Source organism: Streptomyces sp. CRN 30, assembly GCF_034105845.1.
In genome coordinates, this window is sequence record NZ_JAVRHI010000548.1 from 1 (window position 1) to 22325 (window position 22325).

The following is a 22325-nucleotide window of genomic DNA, read 5'->3' on the forward strand; positions in this document are numbered from 1 at the left end:
GCAGCCGCGTCCCGTCCACATCCCGGACCCACCCACAAACCGGTTCGCATCCCCACCCCCCTCCTCGCCTACCCTTGGACCGTGACCCCCGTCGAGCTCTCCCGTACCGTGCTGCGCGCGGTGCGTCGTGCTGTGGACGAGGGGGAGCTGAGCGTGGTCGTGCCCGCACGGGCCGTCGTGACGCCGCCGGGGCCCGGAGGGTGCGGGGACTACGCCACCAACATCGCGTTGCAGCTGGCCAGGCCCGCCGGGCGGCCTCCACGGCAGGTCGCCGAGATCCTGCGGCCCCACCTCAGCCGGACCGAGGGGGTCGTGGAAGTAGAGATCACGGGACCCGGCTTCCTCAACATCCACCTCACCGACGACCGCGCCGCAGCCGCCGCCACCGCTGTCGTACGGCAGGTCCTCGACGAGGGGGAGCGGTACGGGTACAGCCGGGCGATGCAGGGGGACGTCGTCCAGCTGCTCATTCCGTACGAGGTGCGGGCCGAAGTCGTCGCCGACGCCCTGGTGCGGATCGTCGCCAGTCAGGGTGGGCGGGCCGAGGTGCAGCACGGGGAGCCCGCGGGGCTCCGGCCCGTTCCGGCGCCCGAGGATCCCGCTCCGCTCGGGGCCGATGCCGCTCGTTGGGCCCTGCTCCATCCTGCCGTGCACGACCGGCCCCGTATCACCGCCGATCATCTCGTGCAGCGTGCGAGCAACCCGCTCTTCCGGGTGCGGTACGCGCACGCCCGTTCCCGGGCCCTCCTCCGTAACGCCGCCGCCCTCGGCCTGGAGCCGGCCACCGACGTGCCGTACCCGGACGCCCTGGTCACCGCCCTCGCCGAGTACCCCCGCACCCTCACCGCCGCAGCCACGCACCGCGCCCCCGATCGGGTCGCCCGGCATCTCGTGATCGTCGCCGACGCGTTGCTCGCCCTCCAGCCCACCGTGCTGCCGCGCGGCGACGAGAAACCCTCGGCCGCCCACCGGGCCCGGCTGGCACTCGCCGAAGCCGCCGGGACGGTGCTGGCCGGCGGCCTGTCCCTGCTCGGTATCGACGCACCCGACCACCTCTGAGAGCACGAGAGCACCTCCGGCCGTCCGATGTCCGAAGACCGGCCGAGTGCCCAGAGCCCAGACACAGACAGTTCAGGAAGAGCCACACCGACATGAGCCGTTCCGCACACCCCGCCGGGCCCCGTCACGCCGACGTCCTTCCCGAGGGGCACTACTCCGGGCCGCCCGCCGACCTCAACACCCTCGACCCGAAGGTCTGGGCCCAGACCGTCAGCCGTGGCGACGACGGTGTCGTGACCGTCGGCGGTGTCGACGTCAAGCAGCTCGCCGAGGAGTTCGGCACCCCCGCCTATGTGATGGACGAGGCGGACTTCCGGGCGCGGGCGCGGGCCTGGCGTACCGCCTTCGGGGCGGACGCCGACGTGTTCTACGCCGGTAAGGCGTTTCTCTCCCGTGCCGTCGTGCGGTGGCTGAACGAGGAGGGGCTCAACCTCGACGTGTGCTCCGGCGGTGAGCTCGCCACCGCGCTGTCCGCCGGGATGCCCGCCGACCGCATCGCCTTCCACGGGAACAACAAGTCCACGACCGAGATCCGGCGGGCCGTCGAGGCCGGGGTCGGGCGGATCGTGCTCGACTCGTTCCAGGAGATCGTGCGGGTCGCGCACGTCGCGCGGGAGCTCGGCGTGCGGCAGCGCGTGCAGATCCGGATCACCGTCGGCGTGGAGGCGCACACGCACGAGTTCATCGCCACCGCGCACGAGGACCAGAAGTTCGGGATCCCGCTGGCCGGCGGGCAGGCCGCCGAGGCCGTGCGGCGTGCGCTGCAGCTCGACGGGCTGGAGCTCATCGGGATCCACTCCCACATCGGGTCGCAGATCTTCGACATGTCGGGGTTCGAGGTGGCCGCCCACCGGGTCGTCGGGCTGCTGGAGGAGATCCGGGACGAGCACGGTGTCGAGCTGCCCGAGATCGACCTCGGGGGCGGCCTCGGGATCGCGTACACCAGTGACGACGACCCGCGCGAGCCGCACGAGATCGCCAAGGCGCTCACCGAGATCGTGACGAGGGAGTGCGAGACGGCGGGGCTGCGCACGCCCCGCATCTCCGTCGAGCCGGGGCGCGCCATCGTGGGGCCGACGGCGTTCACACTGTACGAGGTCGGCACCGTGAAGCCGCTGGAGGGGCTGCGGACGTACGTCTCCGTCGACGGCGGGATGTCCGACAACATCCGGACCGCGCTGTACGACGCCGAGTACAGCGTCGCCCTGGTGTCGCGCGCGTCCGACGCCGAGCCGATGCTCGTCCGGGTGGTGGGCAAGCACTGCGAGAGTGGTGACATCGTGGTGAAGGACGCGTTCCTGCCCTCCGACCTCGCTCCGGGGGACCTGATCGCGATCCCGGCCACCGGTGCGTACTGCCGCTCCATGGCCAGCAACTACAACCACGTCCTGCGCCCGCCCGTCGTCGCCGTCGGCGACGGTGCGGCCCGGGTGATCGTCCGCCGGGAGACGGAGGAGGACCTGCTCCGTCTCGACGTCGGGTGACCGTCCGCAAGTGAGACCGGGAGGGGCGGGGCGGGGCGGAAGATCTTCCGTCTCTCCCGGTGTCGGAAATGAAATCAATGTCTCAGGATCCGGACGACGGGCAGAAACTCCCGTCCGGTGAGTGAGACTGGTTCCACCGTATTCGGTGTAGGTGAGGAAACGAGGTCGGATGATGCGTACGCGTCCGCTGAAGGTGGCGCTGCTGGGCTGTGGGGTAGTCGGCTCAGAGGTGGCGCGCATCATGACGACGCACGCCGCCGACCTCACGGCCAGAATCGGGGCCCCCGTCGAGCTCGCCGGTGTCGCGGTGCGACGGCCGTCGCTCGTGCGCGAGGGCATCCCCGCCGAGCTGATCACCACGGACGCGACCGCGCTGGTCAAGCGCGGTGACATCGACGTCGTCGTGGAGGTGATCGGGGGGATCGAGCCCGCCCGGTCGCTGATCACCACCGCGTTCGAGTACGGCGCCTCCGTCGTCTCCGCGAACAAGGCGCTGCTCGCCCAGGACGGTGCCGCGCTGCACGCCGCGGCCGAGGACCACGACGCGGACCTGTACTACGAGGCCGCCGTCGCCGGTGCCATCCCGCTGATCCGGCCGCTGCGCGAGTCCCTCGCCGGTGACAAGGTCAACCGGGTGCTGGGCATCGTGAACGGCACGACCAACTTCATCCTCGACAAGATGGACTCGACCGGCGCCGGGTACCAGGAGGCCCTCGACGAGGCCACCGCGCTCGGGTACGCCGAGGCCGACCCCACCGCCGACGTCGAGGGCTTCGACGCCGCCGCCAAGGCCGCGATCCTCGCCGGCATCGCCTTCCACACGCGGGTACGGCTCGACGACGTGCACCGCGAGGGCATGACCGAGGTCACCGCCGCGGACTTCGCCTCCGCCAGGGAGATGGGCTGCACCATCAAGCTGCTCGCGATCTGCGAGCGGGCCGCGGACGGCGCCTCCGTCACCGCGCGCGTGCACCCCGCGATGATTCCGCTGAGCCACCCCCTCGCCTCCGTGCGCGGCGCGTACAACGCCGTGTTCGTCGAGTCGGACGCCGCAGGGCAGCTGATGTTCTACGGTCCGGGCGCCGGCGGCTCCCCCACCGCCTCCGCCGTCCTCGGCGACCTGGTGGCCGTCTGCCGCAACCGGCTCAACGGCGCCACCGGACCCGGCGACTCCGCGTACGCCGCCCTCCCCGTGTCGCCGATGGGCGACGTCGTCACGCGCTACCACATCAGCCTCGACGTCGCCGACAAACCGGGTGTTCTCGCCCAGGTCGCCACCGTGTTCGCCGAACACGGGGTGTCCATCGATACGGTCCGACAGCAGGGCAAGGACGGGGAAGCCTCCCTCGTCGTCGTCACCCATCGCGCGTCCGACGCCTCCCTCACCGGGGTCGTCGAGGCGCTGCGGAGCCTCGACACCGTGCGGGGCGTCGCCAGCATCATGCGGGTTGAAGGAGAGTAACCAGCAATGACCCACCAGTGGCGCGGAATCATCGAGGAGTACCGGGACCGGCTGCCGGTCTCCGACACCACGCAGGTCGTGACGCTCCGCGAGGGCGGTACGCCGCTCGTACCCGCGCAGGTGCTCTCCGAGCGCACGGGCTGTGAGGTCCACCTGAAGGTCGAGGGCGCGAACCCGACCGGGTCCTTCAAGGACCGCGGCATGACCATGGCCATCACCCGGGCCAAGGAGGAGGGCGCGAAGGCCGTCATCTGCGCCTCCACCGGCAACACGTCCGCCTCGGCGGCTGCCTATGCCGTACGCGCCGGGATGGTGTCCGCGGTGCTCGTGCCGCAGGGCAAGATCGCGCTCGGCAAGATGGGCCAGGCGCTGGTGCACGGCGCGAAGATCCTCCAGGTCGACGGCAACTTCGACGACTGCCTGACCCTGGCGCGCGAACTGTCGGACAACTACCCGGTCGCACTGGTCAATTCCGTGAACCCGGTGCGCATCGAGGGCCAGAAGACGGCCGCGTTCGAGATCGTGGACATGCTGGGCGACGCGCCCGACATCCACGTGCTGCCGGTGGGCAACGCGGGCAACATCACGGCCTACTGGAAGGGTTACCAGGAGTACGCGGCTGACGGGCTCGCCACGCGCACCCCGCGCATGTGGGGCTTCCAGGCCTCCGGCTCCGCGCCGATCGTGCGCGGCGAGGTCGTCAAGGACCCGTCGACGATCGCGACCGCGATCCGGATCGGCAACCCCGCGTCCTGGCAGTTCGCGCTGGCCGCGCGGGACGAGTCGAACGGCCTTATCGACGAGGTGACGGACCGTGAGATCCTGCGCGCCTACCGGCTGTTGGCCGCTCAGGAGGGTGTCTTCGTCGAGCCCGCGTCCGCCGCGTCGGTCGCCGGTCTGCTGAAGGCCGCCGAGCACGGCAAGGTCGACCCGGGGCAGCGGATCGTCTGCACCGTCACCGGCAACGGGCTCAAGGACCCCGACTGGGCCGTCGCCGGCGCCCCCCAGCCGGTCACCGTCCCGGTCGACGCGGCGACGGCGGCCGAGCGCCTCGGCCTGGCGTAAGGCGGCCAGGTCCTCGGCCCGCCGAGCGCCTCGGCCCGGCCCGAGCGGGGCGCGCGGCTCGCCCGCGCGTACGTCCCGCAGGGGCGACCCCGCACGTACGTCCGTAGGGGCGGCCCCGCAGGGCATCCGACCGCGGGAGCACAGGGGGCACACGACACGCATCGTGCGCCTCCTGTGCGCCCTATGTCGCCACAGAACCTTCCTTCGATAGGCTGTACTGAACCCGCCCGCCGCATATGCCGCGGAGCCGCGCCGTCGAACGTGATCCCCGGGTTTCTTTCGTCGACTGTGGCCGCCGGGTCCCTCCGTACATATCGCCGTTTCATATCGCCGCACATATCGAATGTCTTCGACGATCTCGACGATCTCGCCGCAGACAATCACGCAGCTCAAGGAGAGTCATCGAGCGATGGCCGGTCCAGCGTTCCGCGCCGCCGCCGTCCGGGTGCGCGTTCCCGCCACCAGCGCCAACCTCGGCCCGGGCTTCGACGCCCTCGGCCTGTCGTTGGGCCTCTACGACGACGTGGTCGTCCGGGTGGCGGACGCCGGCCTGCACATCGACATCGCGGGCGAGGGCAGCGGGACGCTCCCGCGGGACGAGCGGCACCTGCTCGTCCGCTCCCTGCGCACCGCCTTCGACCTGCTCGGCGGCCAACCCCGCGGCCTCGAGATCGTGTGCGCCAACCGCATCCCGCACGGCCGGGGCCTCGGCTCCTCCTCCGCCGCCATCTGCGCGGGCATCGTCGCCGCGCGCGCGGTGACCATAGGCGGCGAGTCCCGGCTCGACGACACGGCCGTGCTGGAGCTCGCCACCGAGATAGAGGGCCACCCCGACAACGTCGCCGCCTGTCTGCTCGGCGGCTTCACCCTCTCCTGGATGGAGGGCGGTGCCGCGCGGGCGATCAGGATGGAGCCCGCCCGTTCCATCGTTCCGGTGGTTTTCGTGCCCGGGAAACCGGTGCTCACCGAAGAGGCCCGCGGACTGCTCCCGCGTACCGTCCCGCACGTCGACGCCGCCGCCAACGCGGGCCGTGCCGCCCTGCTCGTCGAGGCCCTCACCCGGCGCCCCGAGCTGCTGCTGCCCGCCACCGAGGACCGTCTGCACCAGGAGTACCGCGCCCCGGCCATGCCGGACAGCGCCGCGCTGGTGGAGCGGCTGCGGGCCGACGGGATCCCCGCGGTGATCTCCGGCGCGGGACCCACGGTCCTCGCGCTGGCCGACGACGAGAGCGCCGACAAGGTGGCCGATCTGGCGGGCGAGGGCTGGGCCGCGAACCGGCTTGAACTCGACGCCCGGGGGGCGAGCGTGTTGCCGCTCGCCTCCTGACACGCGGTTGCCGGATTTCGAGAGGGGGAATATTTGTTGGATCCGGTAGTGTTAACCTCAAGTCTGCACCCGACCCCACCATGGCGGGGTGCTTCGTGTCCCCGTCCGGGACAACCATTCTTCCGGGAGCCTCCCGAACCGCACTGTGTTTCGTACGTCACGGGTTACGCCGTACGCAGGCGCTGAGCGGTTCGCCGAGCAACGCTCCGGAACAGGCGTGACCCAGCCGCGTGACACCGAGACTCAGTGTTATGGCCCGGGGAAGCGCCGCACCACCACACACCTCCTCCGCCGCTCAGGCGGAACACCGCCCCGGCACGGTCCGCACAGCAAGGGCCGAAGCCGGACAGCACAACCGGTCGCCGAGCCAGACAGGCCGACGTCCGCTCCAGGGAAGGACCCTTCGTGAGCGACACCACCGATCTGATGGGCGCACGTGTCGACGAGACCGCTGCCGCGCCCGCCACGGACGCCTCCGCGCCTGCCGCCGGTGCCGGCTCCCGGCGGCGCCGCGGTACCGGCCTCGAGGGCATGGTGCTGGCCGAGCTGCAACAGGTCGCATCCGGCCTCGGCATCAGGGGCACCGCGCGCATGCGCAAGAGCCAGCTGATCGAGGTCATCAAGGAGGCGCAGGCCGGAGGGGGCGCGCCCGCCAAGACGGCTGCCGCCGACGGGGACGCCGAGAGCAAGCCGAAGCGCCGGGCCACCTCCCGCACGCGCACCGGCGACGCCGCCTCCGCCGAGGGCAAGGCCGAGGCCGAGCCCGCCGGCAAGGAGAAGAAGGCCGCGAAGAAGGCCGAGGCGCCCGCCGCCGAGCAGGCCGCGTCGCAGCAGCAGATCGAGATTCCGGGTCAGCCCTCCACCAGCTCCGACGACGCGCCCGCCGAGCGCCGCCGTCGTCGGGCCACCGCCGAGACCGGCAGCCCCGAGACCGTCGCCGACGAGGCGAAGGGCGAGTCCTCCGCCCCGTCGCAGGGCGATGCCAAGGGCGACGCCGACCAGGGCGGCGACGGCCGTCAGGGCCGCCGGGACCGCCGTGAGCGCGGCCGGGACCGCGGTGACCGTGACCGCGGTGACCGTGACCGGGGTGACCGTCGCGGCAAGGGCGACGACCAGCAGGGCGGCCGGCAGGGCAGTCAGCAGCAGGGTCAGCAGCAGAGCGGCGGCCGTCAGGACCGGCAGGACCGGCAGGACGACGGTTACGACGACGACGGCGGTGGCCGTCGCGGTCGGCGCGGGCGCTACCGGGACCGCCGTGGGCGCCGTGGGCGCGACGAGATCGCCGAGCCGCAGGTCGCCGACGACGACGTCCTGATCCCGGTCGCGGGCATCCTCGACATCCTCGACAACTACGCCTTCATTCGTACGTCCGGCTACCTGCCCGGTCCCAACGACGTGTACGTCTCCCTCGCCCAGGTCCGCAAGAACGGCCTGCGCAAGGGTGACCACGTCACCGGTGCCGTCCGGCAGCCGAAGGAAGGCGAGCGGCGCGAGAAGTTCAACGCGCTGGTCCGCCTCGACTCCGTCAACGGCATGGCGCCGGAACACGGCCGCGGCCGCCCGGAGTTCAACAAGCTGACGCCGCTGTACCCGCAGGACCGGCTCCGTCTCGAGACCGACCCGGGCGTGCTGACCACCCGGATCATCGACCTCGTGTCGCCGATCGGCAAGGGCCAGCGCGGTCTGATCGTGGCCCCGCCGAAGACCGGCAAGACCATGATCATGCAGGCGGTCGCCAACGCGATCACGCACAACAACCCCGAGTGCCACCTGATGGTCGTCCTGGTCGACGAGCGTCCGGAAGAGGTCACCGACATGCAGCGGTCGGTCAAGGGCGAGGTCATCTCCTCGACCTTCGACCGCCCGGCCGAGGACCACACCACGGTCGCCGAGCTGGCCATCGAGCGCGCCAAGCGCCTGGTGGAGCTGGGTCACGACGTGGTCGTGCTGCTCGACTCGATCACCCGTCTGGGCCGTGCGTACAACCTCGCCGCCCCGGCCTCCGGCCGCATCCTGTCCGGTGGTGTCGACTCCACGGCCCTCTACCCGCCGAAGCGCTTCTTCGGTGCGGCCCGCAACATCGAGGACGGCGGCTCGCTGACCATCCTCGCCACCGCGCTGGTCGACACCGGGTCCCGCATGGACGAGGTGATCTTCGAGGAGTTCAAGGGCACCGGCAACATGGAGCTCAAGCTCGACCGGAAGCTCGCCGACAAGCGCATCTTCCCGGCGGTGGACGTGGACGCGTCCGGTACCCGTAAGGAAGAGATCCTGCTCGGCAATGAGGAGCTCGCCGTCGTCTGGAAGCTGCGCCGGGTGCTGCACGCGCTCGACCAGCAGCAGGCGATCGAACTGCTCCTCGACAAGATGAAGCAGACGAAGTCGAACGTCGAGTTCCTGATGCAGATCCAGAAGACGACGCCGACGCCGGGCAACGGCGACTGAGCGTCACCCTCCTGAGTACATGGCTGTGGGCCGCCTCCGACGAGGCGGCCCACAGCCATGTCCGGCCTCCCGCAGCCTCCTGCGGGGTTCCTCCTTCCGTCGTACGGAGGAACATGGAGGGGGATCGCGCCTGACCCCGGCGACAAGGGGGTAGCCGGTCCGCGTACGGGAGCACCGAGGAGCACATGGCCGCCGAGAGCACGCCGGAACCCGGCACCCCGGGGAGGACCGGCACCACGAAGGAGCGCGACCGCGCCGGACACCGGAGCGGGCGGCGCAAGGCGCTGCTGGCGGCGGCCTGGACGGTCGTCGGCATCGTCGTGCTCGGTGGCTCCGGCGTCGGTTACCTGTACTTCCGGCTCAACGGCAACCTCAGAAGCATCGACATCAACTCCCTCCTCGGCCATGACCGCCCCGAGGACGTCGACAACGGTTCGCAGGACTTCCTCGTCCTCGGCTCCGACAGCCGCTCCGAGGGCAACGGGAAGCTGGGCGGCGGCCTGGACGACGGCACGGCCCGCGCGGACACGGCGATGATCGTGCACGTGTACGAGGGGCGCAGGAGGGCCGGCGTGGTCTCCGTCCCCCGCGACACGCTCGTCGACCGTCCCGCGTGCACCGGTGCCGACGGGCGGACCCACCCGGCCGCGACGGACGCGATGTTCAACTCCGCCTTCACCGCCGGCGGCGCGGCCTGCGCGGTGAAGACCGTCGAGTCGCTGACCGGCATCCGCATGGACCACTACATCGAGATCGACTTCGCCGGCTTCGAGGAACTCGTCGACGAGCTGGGCGGGGTCCGGATCACCACGACGGAGGACATAGACGACCCCGACAGCCACCTCGACCTCCAGGCGGGCGAGCACACCCTCGACGGGGCGCAGTCCCTCGGCCTGGTCCGCACCCGGCACTCCGTGGGCGACGGCTCCGACCTCGGCCGCATCCAGCTCCAGCAGGCCTTCGTCAAGGCCCTGGTCGACCGGGTCGGGGACATCGGACTGCTGAGCAGCCCGAAGCAGCTGTACGACCTCGCCTCCACCGCCACCAGCGCCGTCACCACGGACTCCGAGCTGGGCTCGGTACGGGCCCTGGCCTCCTTCGCGGACGGGCTCAAGGGCCTGGACTCCGCCCGGATGACCATGGTGACGATGCCGGTCCGCATCGACCCGGCGGCCCCCAACCGCCTCCTGGTCGCCGAGGACCGGGCCGAGCAGGTCTGGGCGGCGCTGCGGGCCGACCGGGCGGTCCCGGCGTCGGCCACGGAGGGCACCGCCCAGGGCACCGCGGACGGCGTCGTCGGCTCCGGCCGGACGCACGCGGAATAGATCACCGCGGTCCTCGGTTTTGGGGGATACGGCCAGAACTGGCAGACTGGTACGTCGGCTCCGGTTCACGCTTCCGCATCCCGCGGCCGCGACCCGGCGCCCTCCCGAAACTAGGAGACACCTTGAAGCGCGACATCCACCCCGAGTACGTCGAGACCCAGGTCAGCTGCACCTGTGGCGCGTCGTTCACCACGCGGAGCACCATCACCAGCGGCACCATCCGTGCCGAGGTCTGCTCCGAGTGCCACCCGTTCTACACGGGCAAGCAGAAGATCCTCGACACCGGTGGCCGTGTGGCCCGCTTCGAGGCCCGCTTCGGCAAGGCTGCCGCTGCCAAGAAGTAGCGAGCCAGCAGCGCCGGTCCGCGGCGCCCGTCACCTCCCGCGCCCGGTGCGCAGCGGAGGGCGGGTGCCGGGACCGGCGTTTTGCGCTGCTGCCCGTTTCATGCGGTACACCTCATTCCATTCGACGTACGTAGTTTCGTCCCCTCCATCCTGACGGGCGGGCGGGGGCAGCCCAGGGAGCCGGAGATGTTCGAGGCGGTCGAGGAACTGGTCGGGGAACACGCCGACCTCGAGAAGAAGCTCGCCGATCCGTCGGTCCACGCGGACCAGGCCAACGCGCGCAAGCTCAACAAGCGCTACGCCGAGCTGACCCCGATCGTCGGCACGTACCGCACCTGGAAGCAGACCGGCGACGACATCGGGACGGCCCGCGAGCTCGCCGCCGACGATCCCGACTTCGCCGCCGAGGTCAAGGAGCTGGAGCAGCAGCGCGAGGAGCTCACCGAGAAGCTCCGCCTGCTGCTGGTCCCTCGCGACCCCAGCGACGACAAGGACGTCATCCTCGAAATCAAGGCCGGCGCGGGCGGCGACGAGTCCGCGCTCTTCGCCGGCGACCTGCTCCGCATGTACCTGCGGTACGCCGAGCGGGCCGGCTGGAAGACCGAGATCATCGACGCCACCGAGTCCGAGCTGGGCGGCTACAAGGACGTCCAGGTCGCGGTGAAGACCAAGGGCGGCCAGGGCGCCACCGAGCCCGGACAGGGCGTGTGGGCCCGCTTGAAGTACGAGGGCGGGGTGCACCGCGTGCAGCGCGTGCCCGCCACCGAGTCGCAGGGCCGTATCCACACCTCCGCCGCGGGCGTGCTGGTCACCCCGGAGGCCGAGGAGGTCGACGTGGAGATCAACCCGAACGACCTCAGGATCGACGTCTACCGCTCCTCCGGTCCCGGCGGTCAGTCCGTCAACACCACCGACTCCGCCGTGCGCATCACCCACCTGCCGACCGGCGTCGTCGCCTCCTGCCAGAACGAGAAGAGCCAGCTCCAGAACAAGGAGCAGGCCCTGCGCATCCTGCGCTCCCGGCTGCTCGCGGCCGCGCAGGAGGAGGCGGAGCGGGAGGCCGCGGACGCCCGGCGCAGCCAGGTCCGCACCGTCGACCGCTCCGAGAAGATCCGTACGTACAACTTCCCCGAGAACCGCATCTCGGACCACCGCGTCGGCTTCAAGGCGTACAACCTGGACCAGGTGCTCGACGGCGAGCTCGACGCGGTCATCCAGGCCTGCGTCGACGCGGACTCGGCCGCCAAGCTCGCCGCCGCGTAGGCGGACAGCCCCGGCGCCGTACAGGGACGTCGGCAGCCGTACGACGAGACACCAGCTGAAGCCCCGGAGGACCAGCGTGCAGCCATCATTTGGGGAGCGCCCCCCGAACCCCCGCAGCGTGCTGCTCACGGAAGTGGCGCAGGCGACCCAGCGGCTGGCCGACGCCGGCGTGCCGTCGCCGCGCACCGACGCCGAGGAGCTCGCGGCGTTCGTGCACGGCGTCAAGCGGGGCCAGCTGCACACGGTGCGCGACGCCGACTTCGACGCCCGGTACTGGGAGGTCGTCGCGCGCCGCGAGGCCCGCGAGCCGCTCCAGCACATCACCGGGCGGGCGTACTTCCGCTACCTGGAGCTCCAGGTGGGGCCCGGTGTGTTCGTGCCGCGCCCGGAGACCGAGTCCGTCGTCGGCTGGGCCATAGACGCCGTACGCGCGATGGACGTCGTCGAGCCGCTCATCGTCGACCTGTGCACCGGCTCCGGCGCCATCGCCCTAGCCCTCGCCCAGGAGGTGCCGCGCTCGCGCGTGCACGCCGTGGAGCTGTCCGAGGACGCCCTCAAGTGGACCCGCAAGAACATGGCGGGCTCCCGGGTGGACCTGCGCCAGGGGGACGCCCTGGACGCCTTCCGGGACCTCGACGGCCAGGTCGACCTGGTCGTCTCCAATCCGCCGTACATCCCGCTCACCGAGTGGGAGTACGTCGCGCCCGAGGCGCGGGACCACGACCCGGAGCTCGCCCTGTTCTCCGGCGAGGACGGCCTCGACCTGATCCGCGGCATCGAGCGCACCGCGCACCGGCTGCTGCGGCCCGGCGGTGTGGTCGTCGTCGAGCACGCCGACACACAGGGCGGCCAGGTGCCGTGGATCTTCACCGAGGAGCGGGGCTGGGCCGACGCGGCCGACCACCCCGACCTCAACAACCGGCCGCGGTTCGCGACGGCGCGCAAGGCACTGCCGTGAGACCGAGAATGTTCCACACTTCAGACCAGAGCGACGGGTGCGGCGCGTACCCGGGGTACGAGGAGGCTCCCTAGATGGCACGGCGATACGACACCAACGACGCGACCGACCGCGCGACCGGTCTGCGCGAGGCCGCGTCCGCCGTCCGCCGGGGCGAGCTGGTGGTGCTGCCCACCGACACCGTGTACGGCATCGGCGCGGACGCGTTCAGCGCCGAGGCCGTGGGCGACCTGCTGGAGGCCAAGGGCCGCGGGCGCAACATGCCCTCGCCCGTGCTGATCGGCTCCCCGAACACCCTGCACGGTCTCGTCACGGACTTCTCCGAGATGGCCTGGGAGCTCGTCGACGCCTTCTGGCCGGGCGCGCTGACCCTGGTCGCCAAGCACCAGCCGTCGCTCCAGTGGGACCTCGGCGAGACCCGCGGGACGGTCGCGGTGCGGATGCCGCTGCACCCGGTCGCGATCGAGCTGCTCACCGAGGTCGGCCCGATGGCGGTGACGTCCGCGAACCTCACGGGCCACCCGGCGCCCGAGGACTGCGACGCCGCGCAGCACATGCTCGGCGACTCCGTCTCCGTCTACCTGGACGGCGGCCCCACGCCGGGCATCGTGCCGTCGTCCATCGTCGACGTCACGGGCCGGGTGCCGGTGCTGCTGCGGGCGGGCGCGCTCGACGCGGACGAGCTGCGCAAGGTGGTACCCGACCTCGAGGTGGCGAATTGACAGCCCCTGACGCGGGGCGTGGCATAGGCGGCATCGGGGAGGAGACGACCACCTTCGGATTCCCGCGCGACAGCTTCCGCATCCTCCACGTCAGCACCGGCAACGTGTGCCGCTCGCCCATAACGGAGCGGCTGACCCGCCATTTCGTGTCGGAGCGGCTCGGCATCCTCGGCGGCGGGCTGATCGTGGAGAGCGCCGGCACCTGGGGCCACGAGGGCGCCCCCATGGAGGAGAACGCCGAGGCGGTCCTCGCGGAGTTCGGCGCGGACTCCTCCGGCTTCACCGGCCGTGAGCTGCTGGACGAGCACGTCATCCGCGCCGACCTGGTGCTGACGGCCACCCGGGACCACCGCGCGCAGGTCATCTCGATGGGCCACTCGGCGGGCCTGCGCACCTTCACGCTGAAGGAGTTCACCCGCCTGGTGAACGCCATCGACCCCGCGACCCTGCCCCCGCTGGAGGACGGCCTGGTGATGCGCGCACGGGCGCTGGTGCGCGCCGCCGCGGCGCTCCGCGGCTGGCTGCTGGCGCCGACGGCCGACGCCGACGAGGTGTACGACCCGTACGGGGCGCCGCTGCCGTTCTTCCGGTCGATCGGCGACGAGATACACCAGGCGCTGGACCCGGTCGTGACGGCCCTGACGGGCGTGCCGGCCCGGGCCTGACACCGGGCGACCCGGCCACCGGGCGTCCCGGCCACCACCGGGTGGTCTCCACCACCGGGCGGGCCGCGGGGAGCGGTCCTACATTGGTCGTAGCGCCCCGCCGACGTCCGGAGCCCACCATGTCGGTCACCTCCACGCCCACCTCCACGCCCCCAACGGACCTCCTGTGCCGTCAGGACCCCGAGCTCGCCGAGATACTGCTCGGGGAGGCGGCCCGGCAGTCGACGACGCTGCAGCTCATCGCCGCCGAGAACTTCACCTCCCGGGCCGTGCTCGCCGCGCTGGGGTCCCCGCTCGCCAACAAGTACGCCGAGGGCTATCCGGGCGCCCGCTACCACGGCGGGTGCGAGATCGTCGACGTGGCCGAACGCGTCGCCGTCGAGCGGGCCGAGCAGCTGTTCGGCGCCGCGCACGCGAATGTGCAGTCGCACTCGGGTTCCTCCGCGGTGCTCGCCGCGTACGCGGCCCTGCTGCGGCCCGGCGACACCGTCCTCGCCATGGGCCTGCCGTTCGGCGGCCACCTCACCCACGGCTCGCCCGCCAACTTCTCCGGGCGCTGGTTCGACTTCGTCGGCTACGGGATCGACGCCGACTCGGGGCTCATCGACCACGAACAGGTGCTCGCCCTGGCCCGCGCCCGCCGCCCCAAGGCGATCGTGTGCGGGTCCATCGCCTATCCGCGCCACATCGACCACGCGTTCTTCCGGTCCGTCGCCGACGAGGTGGGGGCCTACCTCATCGCCGACGCGGCCCATCCGATCGGGCTCGTCGCCGGGGGAGCGGCGCCCTCGCCGGTGCCGTACGCGGACGTCGTCTGCGCCACCACGCACAAGGTGCTGCGCGGCCCCCGCGGCGGCATGATCCTTTGCGGCAGCGATCTCGCCGAGCGCATCGACCGCGCGGTCTTCCCGTTCACGCAGTCGGGCGCCCAGATGCACACCGTCGCCGCCAAGGCCGTCGCGTTCGGCGAGGCGGCGGCACCGGCCTTCGCGGCGTACGCCCGGCAGGTGGTCGCCAACGCCCGGGTGCTCGCCGGCGCCCTGGCCGCGGAGGGACTCGGGGTCGCCACCGGCGGCACGGACACGCACATGGTCGTGGTGGACCCGGCGCCCCTCGGCGTGGACGGGCGGACGGCGCGGGGCGCCCTGGCCGCCGCCGGGATGATCCTCGACACCTGCGTGCTGCCCCACGGCGACGCCCGCGGGCTGCGGCTGGGCACGGCGGCACTGACCACGCAGGGCATGCGGGAGGCGGAGATGCGGGAGGTCGCCGCGCTGCTGGCGGCGGTGGTGCGGGACGGGACGAGAGCCGTCCAGGCGCGTGGGGAGGTGCGGGAGCTGGCCGGGAGATTCCCGCCGTATCCCGTCTGAACGGGGGTGGACGCACGACCGGACACAGCTACGCGTGCAACCATCGTCGCTACCCGGAAGTCCCCAACCATATGCGCACATCGCTAGGGTGTGGGGCTGTGATGGCCAGCGAGACCTGTGGGGAAGCCTGTGCGTGAATACCTGCTGACGCTCTGCATCACGGCCGCGGTGACGTATCTGCTGACAGGGCCGGTACGGAAGTTCGCGATCGTGGCCGGAGCGATGCCGGAGATCCGGGCACGGGACGTGCACCGGGAACCCACTCCGCGGCTCGGCGGTATCGCGATGTTCATCGGGCTGTGCGCGGGCCTGCTGGTCGCCGACCACCTGACCAACCTCAGCGAGGTCTTCGAGACCTCCAACGAGCCGCGCGCCCTGCTCTCCGGCGCCGCCCTGATCTGGCTCATCGGCGTCCTGGACGACAAGTTCGAGATCGACGCCCTGATCAAGCTCGGCGGCCAGATGATCGCCGCGGGCGTCATGGTCATGCAGGGCCTGACGATCCTGTGGCTGCCCCTCCCCGGCGTGGGCAACGTCGCGCTGACCCAGTGGCAGGGCACCCTGCTGACGGTCGCGCTCGTCGTCATCACCATCAACGCGGTGAACTTCGTCGACGGCCTGGACGGTCTCGCGGCCGGCATGGTGTGCATCGCGGCCGCCGCGTTCTTCATGTACGCGTACCGCATCTGGTACAGCTACGGCATCGAGGCCGCCGCCCCGGCCACCCTCTTCGCGGCCATCCTCATGGGCATGTGCCTGGGCTTCCTGCCGCACAACATGCACCCCGCCCGGATCTTCATGGGCGACTCCGGGTCGATGCTGATCGGCCTGGTGCTGGCGGCCGGCGCGATCTCCGTCACCGGGCAGATCGACCCCGACTCGATGCGGCTCTTCGCGGGCGGGTCCGAGCGCGACGCGGTGCACCAGATGGTGCCCGTCTACATCCCGCTGCTGATGCCGCTGACGATCATCGCGATCCCCGCGGCGGACCTGGTGCTCGCGATCGTGCGGCGCACCTGGCGCGGCCAGTCCCCGTTCGCGGCGGACCGCGGGCACCTGCACCACCGGCTGCTGGAGATCGGCCACTCGCACAGCCGGGCCGTGCTGATCATGTACTTCTGGTCCGCGCTGATCGGCTTCGGCGCGCTGGCCTACTCGGTGAACTCGGCGTCCATGTGGATCGTGCTCGGCGTCGTCGCACTCAGCGCGGTCGGCCTGGTGCTGCTGCTGATGCCGCGCTACACGCCCCGGGTGCCGAGCTGGGCGCAGGCCGTCGTCCCGCCGCGCTACCGGCGCAGGCCCCGGCGGCCGGCGGAGCAGGGGGAGGCCTTGGAACCGGCGAAGGGCGGACCGGCCGTGGCGGACCACCGGCCGCCGCGGCGTCAGGCCAACGGCGCGCACGCCCTCGGCGGCCGGGCGGTCCGGAAACGCCACGAGGAGCGCACCGGGGCTCGCTGACGGACGGGTCTCGGCCGTCTGGATCCGTCTCCTGTGGAGCGGGCCGAGGATGTGATAGGAGACACGTTCCCCGGATCGGGCGGTCCACGGTGCCCGCAGCGTCCGGCTGTGGGCGCGTACGTCGAATACGTCCACTTCATGCGGGCGGAACAGCCCGGGAACGCTTGTGATACCTTGCACAAGCGTCGAACGGCACGTCTGCACCCAGCGCCGCCTGTGGCGGCGCGCCGAAACGTACGGCGACCCGGATCCGCGTCCCGAGGGCGCCCCACCCCCATCGCAGTCAGAAAAGCCCTGGGAGATGTCATGCCCCGAGCCACGCAGCGCAGCGTCCCGGGCCGACCGGTGACCGTGAGCGAGGCCATGCTTGCGGTACTCCGCATCGGACTCCTCAGCGCGGTCGCCGCCGCGGTGGTCGCCGGCGGTATCGGGGCTCTCGTGGACGGCTGGGCCGGTGTCGCGGGGGGCCTGCTCGGCATCGCGGTCCCGGTCGCGTTCCTCGCCGTCACCGCGGTGGTGGGTATGGTGACTGCCCGGCTCGCCCCGCAGCAGCTCGCGGCGGCGGTCATGGGCTCCTGGCTGATTAAGATCATCTTGCTGATGGTCGTGCTGTGGCTGCTCCAGGGACGCGACTTCTTCTCCATCTGGATGTTCTTCGGTGCGTTCCTGGTGGGGACATTCGGCTTTCTCGCGCTGGAGACCGCGGTCCTCTACCGCGCCCGCCTGGCCTACGTCAACCCGGACTCCGGTCAGGGAGAGGACGGCGAGGGAGGGGGGCGGTGACGGAGAAAGTAAAGGGTTGGTATGTTTGTGGAGCGGAAAGTAGTTGGTGGGCAGGCCCGGAGGGCAGCTCGCAGGGACTGACCGCTTCCGATCGGCCCGGCTCGGGCGTTCCCGGTGTGGATTCCGCGGGACCAGGTGCGCTGACCCAGTGCATACAGTCCCTCCCCGCCGGGCCGACCGCCGGATACGCCATCGCGCAACCGACCCTGTATGTCATGTACGGCTGCAGCTGAAGCTTCCTTCGGCCCTTCAAACATGGAGCACCCGCTGAACGCGCACGCGCTGACCCCAACGCCGCTCGCGGCGGGCGACGGCTTCCACACGCCGTCGATCGCCGAGTTCTTCCCCGACGCGGTCCTGTTCGAGGGAACGATCTTCGAGCTTAACCGTATCCGCATGGCTCTCGTGCTGGTCACCCTCGTGATCGCGGCACTGTTGTTCATCGCCATGCGCAAGCCGAAGGTCGTGCCCCGCGGCGGGCAGAACGTCGCGGAAGTAGCCATCGACTTCGTCCGCAACCAGATCGCCTTCGAGTCACTGGGCAAGAAGGAGGGCAACCGGTACCTGCCGTACCTGGTCACCCTCTTCTTCCTGATCTTCGGCGCCAACGTCCTCGCGATCACCCCGGGGGTGAACATCGCGGCGACCTCCACGATCGGGCTTCCGTTCCTGCTCGCCATCCTCACCTGGACGATCTACCACGTCCAGGGCATCAGGGAGCACGGAGTGCTGGGCTACGTGAAGGTTCAGACGGTGGTCCCCGGTGTGCCCAAGCAGATCTCCCCCCTGGTGATCCTCCTGGAGGCCCTCCAGGCGCTGATCATCCGGCCCTTCTCGCTGGCGCTGCGGCTGATGGCCAACATGATGGCCGGCCACATCCTTCTCGTCCTGTTCTTCAGCGGGGCCTCGTACCTGCTGCTGGAGGGCGGCGGTCTGCTGCCCGTCGCGGGTGTCGGCTCGGCCGTGATGGGCTTCGCCTTCACGGCGTTCGAGCTCTTCGTCGCAGCGCTGCAGGCCTATATCTTCACGCTGCTCACCGCGGTGTACATCAACATGGCGATCAGCCACGAACACTGACACTCGCGGACTGACCCGACGTCCGGACGATCCCCGTCCGGACGCCACACCATGGAAGGAAAACCAGTGAGCAACATCCTTGCCGCGACCGACGCCATGACCGGCAACCTGAACGCGATCGGCTACGGCCTGGCTGCCATCGGCCCCGGCATCGGCCTCGGCTTCATGGTCGGCAAGACCATCGAGGGCATGGCCCGCCAGCCCGAGGCGGCCCCGCTGCTCCGCAGCACCATGTTCCTCGGTTTCGCCTTCATCGAGGTCCTGGCCCTCCTCGGTCTCGTCGCAGGCTTCCTCTTCGCGTGATCGCCATGACAATGACGACACCGCTGGCAGCGGATGCGCCCGAGGGCATCGGCATCCTCCTGCCGGCCGGGGCAGACCTGTTCTGGGGCGCCGTCTGCTTCGTCATCCTCTTCGGTGTCCTGTGGAAGGCCGTTCTTCCCAAGGCTCAGAAGGCGCTGGCGGAGCGCACGGACGCCATCGAGGGCGGCATCGAGCGTGCCACGGCCGCCCAGACCGAGGCTCAGGAAGTCCTCGAGCAGTACAAGGCCCAGCTCGCCGAGGCCCGTCACGAGGCCGCGCGCCTGCGCCAGGAGGCGCAGGAGCAGGGTGCCGCGCTCATCGCCGAGATGCGTGCGGAGGGTCAGCGGCAGCGCGAGGAGATCGTCGCCGCCGGTCACGCCCAGGTCGAGGCCGACCGCAAGGTCGCCTCTGCCGCACTGCGCCAGGACATCGGCAAGCTCGCCACCGACCTGGCCGGCAAGCTCGTCGGTGAGTCCCTCGAGGACCACGCCCGTCAGAGCCGTGTGATCGACCGCTTCCTCGACGACCTCGAGGAGAAGGCCGAGGCCACGCGATGAACGGAGCGAGCCGCGAGGCCCTGGCGGCCGCACGGGAGCGACTCGACGCGCTGACCGACAGCACGTCGGTCGACGCCGCCGCACTCGCCGACGATCTGGCCGCTGTCACCGCGCTGCTCGACCGCGAGGTCAGCTTGCGTCGGGTCCTCACCGACCCGGCGCAGGCCGGTGAGGCCAAGGCCGACCTGGCCCAGCGCCTCTTCACCGGCCAGGTCGGGGGCCCCGCCCTCGACCTGCTGACCGGCATGGTGCGCTCCCGTTGGTCGCAGCCGCGCAACCTGGTGGACGCCGTGGAGGAGCTGGCCGACCTGGCCGACCTCACGGCGGCCCAGCGGGCGGGCAGGCTCGACGACGTGGAGGACGAGCTGTTCCGGTTCGGCCGGATCCTCTCGTCCAGCACGGAGCTGCGGTCCGCGCTGACCGACCGGTCCGCGAGCGTCACCGCCAAGGGCGAGCTGCTCGGCAGCCTGCTCGGCGGCCGCGCCGACGTCACGACCGAGCGCCTGGTGACGCGCCTGGTGACGGTGGCCCGGGGACGTAGCCTGGAAGCGGGACTCGAGTCCCTCTCCAAGCTCGCCGCCGAGCGCCGGAACCGCATGGTCGCCGTCGTCACGTCGGCGGTCCCGCTGAGCGACACCCAGCGCCGGCGCCTCGGCGCCGCACTGGTGAAGCTCTACGGCCGCGAGATGCACCTCAACCTCGACGTCGACCCCGAGGTCGTCGGCGGTATGCGGGTGCAGGTCGGTGACGAGGTCATCAACGGCTCCCTCGCGGACCGTCTCGAGGACGCCGCCCGCCGTCTGGCGAGCTAGCAGCAAACTGCATACGTAGAAATGCGGCCCGCGTTGGGCCGTGCAGAGGATTCACCTCATCAAGGGGGGAGTCCCCATCCCCCCTAAGTGAAACTTCGGGCCCAACAAGGAGAGCAGGGAACCCAGATGGCGGAGCTCACGATCCGGCCGGAGGAGATCCGGGACGCACTGGAGAACTTCGTCCAGTCGTACCAGCCGGACGCGGCCTCGCGCGAGGAGGTCGGTACGGTCACCACGGCCGGCGACGGCGTGGCGAGGGTCGAGGGACTGCCCTCGGCCATGGCCAATGAACTGCTGAAGTTCGAGGACGGCACCCTCGGCCTGGCGCTGAACCTCGAGGAGCGCGAGATCGGCGCCATCGTCCTCGGTGAGTTCAGCGGCGTCGAGGAGGGCCAGCCGGTCACCCGCACCGGCGAGGTCCTGTCGGTCGCCGTCGGCGACGGCTACCTCGGCCGTGTCGTCGACCCGCTCGGTCAGCCGATCGACGGCCTCGGCGACATCGACACCGTCGGCCGCCGCGCCCTCGAGCTGCAGGCCCCCACGGTCATGCAGCGCAAGTCGGTGCACGAGCCGATGGAGACGGGCTACAAGGCCGTCGACGCCATGACCCCGATCGGCCGTGGTCAGCGTCAGCTGATCATCGGCGACCGCCAGACCGGCAAGACCGCCCTGGCCGTCGACACGATCATCAACCAGCGCGACAACTGGCGCTCGGGCGACGTGAACAAGCAGGTCCGCTGCATCTACGTCGCCATCGGCCAGAAGGGCTCCACCATCGCGTCGGTCCGCCGCGCGCTGGAGGAGAACGGCGCGCTGGAGTACACGACCATCGTCGCCGCCCCGGCGTCCGACCCGGCCGGCTTCAAGTACCTGGCGCCGTACACGGGCTCGGCCATCGGCCAGCACTGGATGTACGAGGGCAAGCACGTCCTCATCATCTTCGACGACCTCTCGAAGCAGGCCGACGCCTACCGCGCCGTGTCCCTGCTGCTGCGCCGCCCGCCGGGCCGTGAGGCCTACCCGGGTGACGTCTTCTACCTGCACTCCCGTCTGCTGGAGCGCTGCGCGAAGCTCTCCGACGAGATGGGCAAGGGCTCGATGACCGGTCTGCCGATCGTCGAGACCAAGGCCAACGACGTCTCGGCGTTCATCCCGACCAACGTCATCTCCATCACCGACGGCCAGTGCTTCCTGGAGTCGGACCTCTTCAACGCCGGTCAGCGTCCCGCGCTGAACGTCGGTATCTCCGTCTCCCGAGTCGGTGGTTCCGCCCAGCACAAGGCGATGAAGCAGGTCTCCGGCCGCCTCCGCGTGGACCTCGCCCAGTTCCGTGAGCTGGAGGCGTTCGCCGCCTTCGGTTCCGACCTGGACGCCGCGTCGAAGTCGCAGCTGGAGCGCGGTCAGCGGATGGTCGAGCTGCTGAAGCAGAACCAGTACGAGCCGATGGCCACCGAGGACCAGGTCGTCTCCGTCTGGGCCGGCACCACCGGCAAGATGGACGAGGTGCCGGTCGCCGACATCCGCCGCTTCGAGAAGGAGCTGCTGGAGTACCTGCACCGCAAGGAGCAGGGCCTCCTCACCTCCATCCGGGAGGGCGGCAAGATGTCGGACGACACCCTGACGGCCGTCGCCGACGCGATCGCGGAGTTCAAGAAGCAGTTCGAGACCTCCGACGGCAAGCTGCTCGGCGAGGACGCCCCGGCCGCCGCCGCCAAGTGACGTAAGGAAGGGACCTGACTCATGGGAGCCCAGCTCCGGGTCTACAAGCGTCGCATCCGATCCGTCACCGCGACCAAGAAGATCACCAAGGCGATGGAGATGATCGCCGCCTCGCGCGTCGTCAAGG

General features: G+C 71.0%; 20 protein-coding genes and 1 pseudogene. All 21 read left to right on the forward strand.

Annotation, left to right across the window (positions count from 1 at the left end):
- Positions 1-81 precede the first annotated feature (81 nt).
- The gene (gene nrtL / locus UW392_RS63455; protein WP_320784606.1) at positions 82-1059 is read left to right on the forward strand and encodes an ArgS-related anticodon-binding protein NrtL; all 978 of its coding nucleotides are present in this window, start codon (positions 82-84) and stop codon (positions 1057-1059) included.
- A gap of 92 nt (positions 1060-1151) precedes the next feature.
- Entirely contained in the window at positions 1152-2543 is a 1392-nt protein-coding gene (gene lysA, locus UW392_RS63460; protein WP_320784607.1) for a diaminopimelate decarboxylase, read from the forward strand.
- Positions 2544-2712: 169 nt separating this feature from the next.
- Positions 2713-4005, forward strand: coding sequence for a homoserine dehydrogenase (locus UW392_RS63465; protein WP_320784608.1), 1293 nt, complete (start codon positions 2713-2715; stop codon positions 4003-4005).
- Between the two features lie 6 nt (positions 4006-4011).
- Entirely contained in the window at positions 4012-5070 is a 1059-nt protein-coding gene (thrC, locus tag UW392_RS63470) for a threonine synthase (protein WP_320784609.1), read from the forward strand.
- Positions 5071-5479: 409 nt separating this feature from the next.
- Positions 5480-6397: a homoserine kinase gene (gene thrB, locus UW392_RS63475; protein ID WP_320784610.1), complete on the forward strand. Its 918-nt coding sequence runs from the start codon at positions 5480-5482 to the stop codon at positions 6395-6397.
- A gap of 405 nt (positions 6398-6802) precedes the next feature.
- Complete coding sequence (gene rho / locus UW392_RS63480; protein WP_320784611.1) at positions 6803-8842, forward strand: transcription termination factor Rho; 2040 nt, start codon at positions 6803-6805, stop codon at positions 8840-8842.
- A gap of 185 nt (positions 8843-9027) precedes the next feature.
- Entirely contained in the window at positions 9028-10167 is a 1140-nt protein-coding gene (locus tag UW392_RS63485; protein ID WP_320784612.1) for an LCP family protein, read from the forward strand.
- Between the two features lie 122 nt (positions 10168-10289).
- The gene (rpmE, locus tag UW392_RS63490; protein ID WP_320784613.1) at positions 10290-10511 is read left to right on the forward strand and encodes a 50S ribosomal protein L31; all 222 of its coding nucleotides are present in this window, start codon (positions 10290-10292) and stop codon (positions 10509-10511) included.
- Between the two features lie 186 nt (positions 10512-10697).
- On the forward strand, positions 10698-11774 hold the full coding sequence (gene prfA, locus UW392_RS63495; RefSeq protein ID WP_320784614.1) for a peptide chain release factor 1: 1077 nt from the start codon (positions 10698-10700) through the stop codon (positions 11772-11774).
- 118 nt (positions 11775-11892) lie between these two features.
- Positions 11893-12732 carry a peptide chain release factor N(5)-glutamine methyltransferase gene (gene prmC / locus UW392_RS63500; RefSeq protein ID WP_320784615.1) on the forward strand — a complete coding sequence of 280 codons (840 nt, stop codon included), beginning with the start codon at positions 11893-11895 and terminating at the stop codon, positions 12730-12732.
- A 74-nt stretch (positions 12733-12806) separates the two neighbouring features.
- The gene (locus UW392_RS63505; RefSeq protein WP_320784616.1) at positions 12807-13454 is read left to right on the forward strand and encodes an L-threonylcarbamoyladenylate synthase; all 648 of its coding nucleotides are present in this window, start codon (positions 12807-12809) and stop codon (positions 13452-13454) included.
- Positions 13451-14119 (forward strand): protein-tyrosine-phosphatase, encoded by a 669-nt coding sequence (locus tag UW392_RS63510; RefSeq protein ID WP_320784617.1) that lies wholly within the window; start codon positions 13451-13453, stop codon positions 14117-14119. The genes UW392_RS63505 and UW392_RS63510 overlap by 4 nt, the downstream gene beginning before the upstream one ends.
- Before the next feature lie 119 nt (positions 14120-14238).
- Entirely contained in the window at positions 14239-15489 is a 1251-nt protein-coding gene (gene glyA, locus UW392_RS63515; RefSeq protein ID WP_320784618.1) for a serine hydroxymethyltransferase, read from the forward strand.
- A 129-nt stretch (positions 15490-15618) separates the two neighbouring features.
- Positions 15619-16947 carry an MraY family glycosyltransferase gene (locus UW392_RS63520; protein ID WP_320784619.1) on the forward strand — a complete coding sequence of 443 codons (1329 nt, stop codon included), beginning with the start codon at positions 15619-15621 and terminating at the stop codon, positions 16945-16947.
- A 306-nt stretch (positions 16948-17253) separates the two neighbouring features.
- Positions 17254-17730, forward strand: coding sequence for a hypothetical protein (locus UW392_RS63525; RefSeq protein ID WP_320784620.1), 477 nt, complete (start codon positions 17254-17256; stop codon positions 17728-17730).
- A gap of 255 nt (positions 17731-17985) precedes the next feature.
- Entirely contained in the window at positions 17986-18807 is an 822-nt protein-coding gene (gene atpB / locus UW392_RS63530; RefSeq protein ID WP_320784621.1) for a F0F1 ATP synthase subunit A, read from the forward strand.
- 66 nt (positions 18808-18873) lie between these two features.
- Positions 18874-19110 (forward strand): ATP synthase F0 subunit C, encoded by a 237-nt coding sequence (gene atpE / locus UW392_RS63535; RefSeq protein WP_414497745.1) that lies wholly within the window; start codon positions 18874-18876, stop codon positions 19108-19110.
- A gap of 11 nt (positions 19111-19121) precedes the next feature.
- The gene (locus tag UW392_RS63540) at positions 19122-19667 is read left to right on the forward strand and encodes a F0F1 ATP synthase subunit B (protein ID WP_320784625.1); all 546 of its coding nucleotides are present in this window, start codon (positions 19122-19124) and stop codon (positions 19665-19667) included.
- Positions 19664-20479: a F0F1 ATP synthase subunit delta gene (locus tag UW392_RS63545; RefSeq protein WP_320784623.1), complete on the forward strand. Its 816-nt coding sequence runs from the start codon at positions 19664-19666 to the stop codon at positions 20477-20479. Before UW392_RS63540 ends, UW392_RS63545 begins: the two co-directional genes overlap by 4 nt.
- A gap of 126 nt (positions 20480-20605) precedes the next feature.
- On the forward strand, positions 20606-22198 hold the full coding sequence (gene atpA / locus UW392_RS63550; RefSeq protein ID WP_320784624.1) for a F0F1 ATP synthase subunit alpha: 1593 nt from the start codon (positions 20606-20608) through the stop codon (positions 22196-22198).
- A 21-nt stretch (positions 22199-22219) separates the two neighbouring features.
- Positions 22220-22325: pseudogene (locus UW392_RS63555) on the forward strand (F0F1 ATP synthase subunit gamma); the annotation flags it as partial.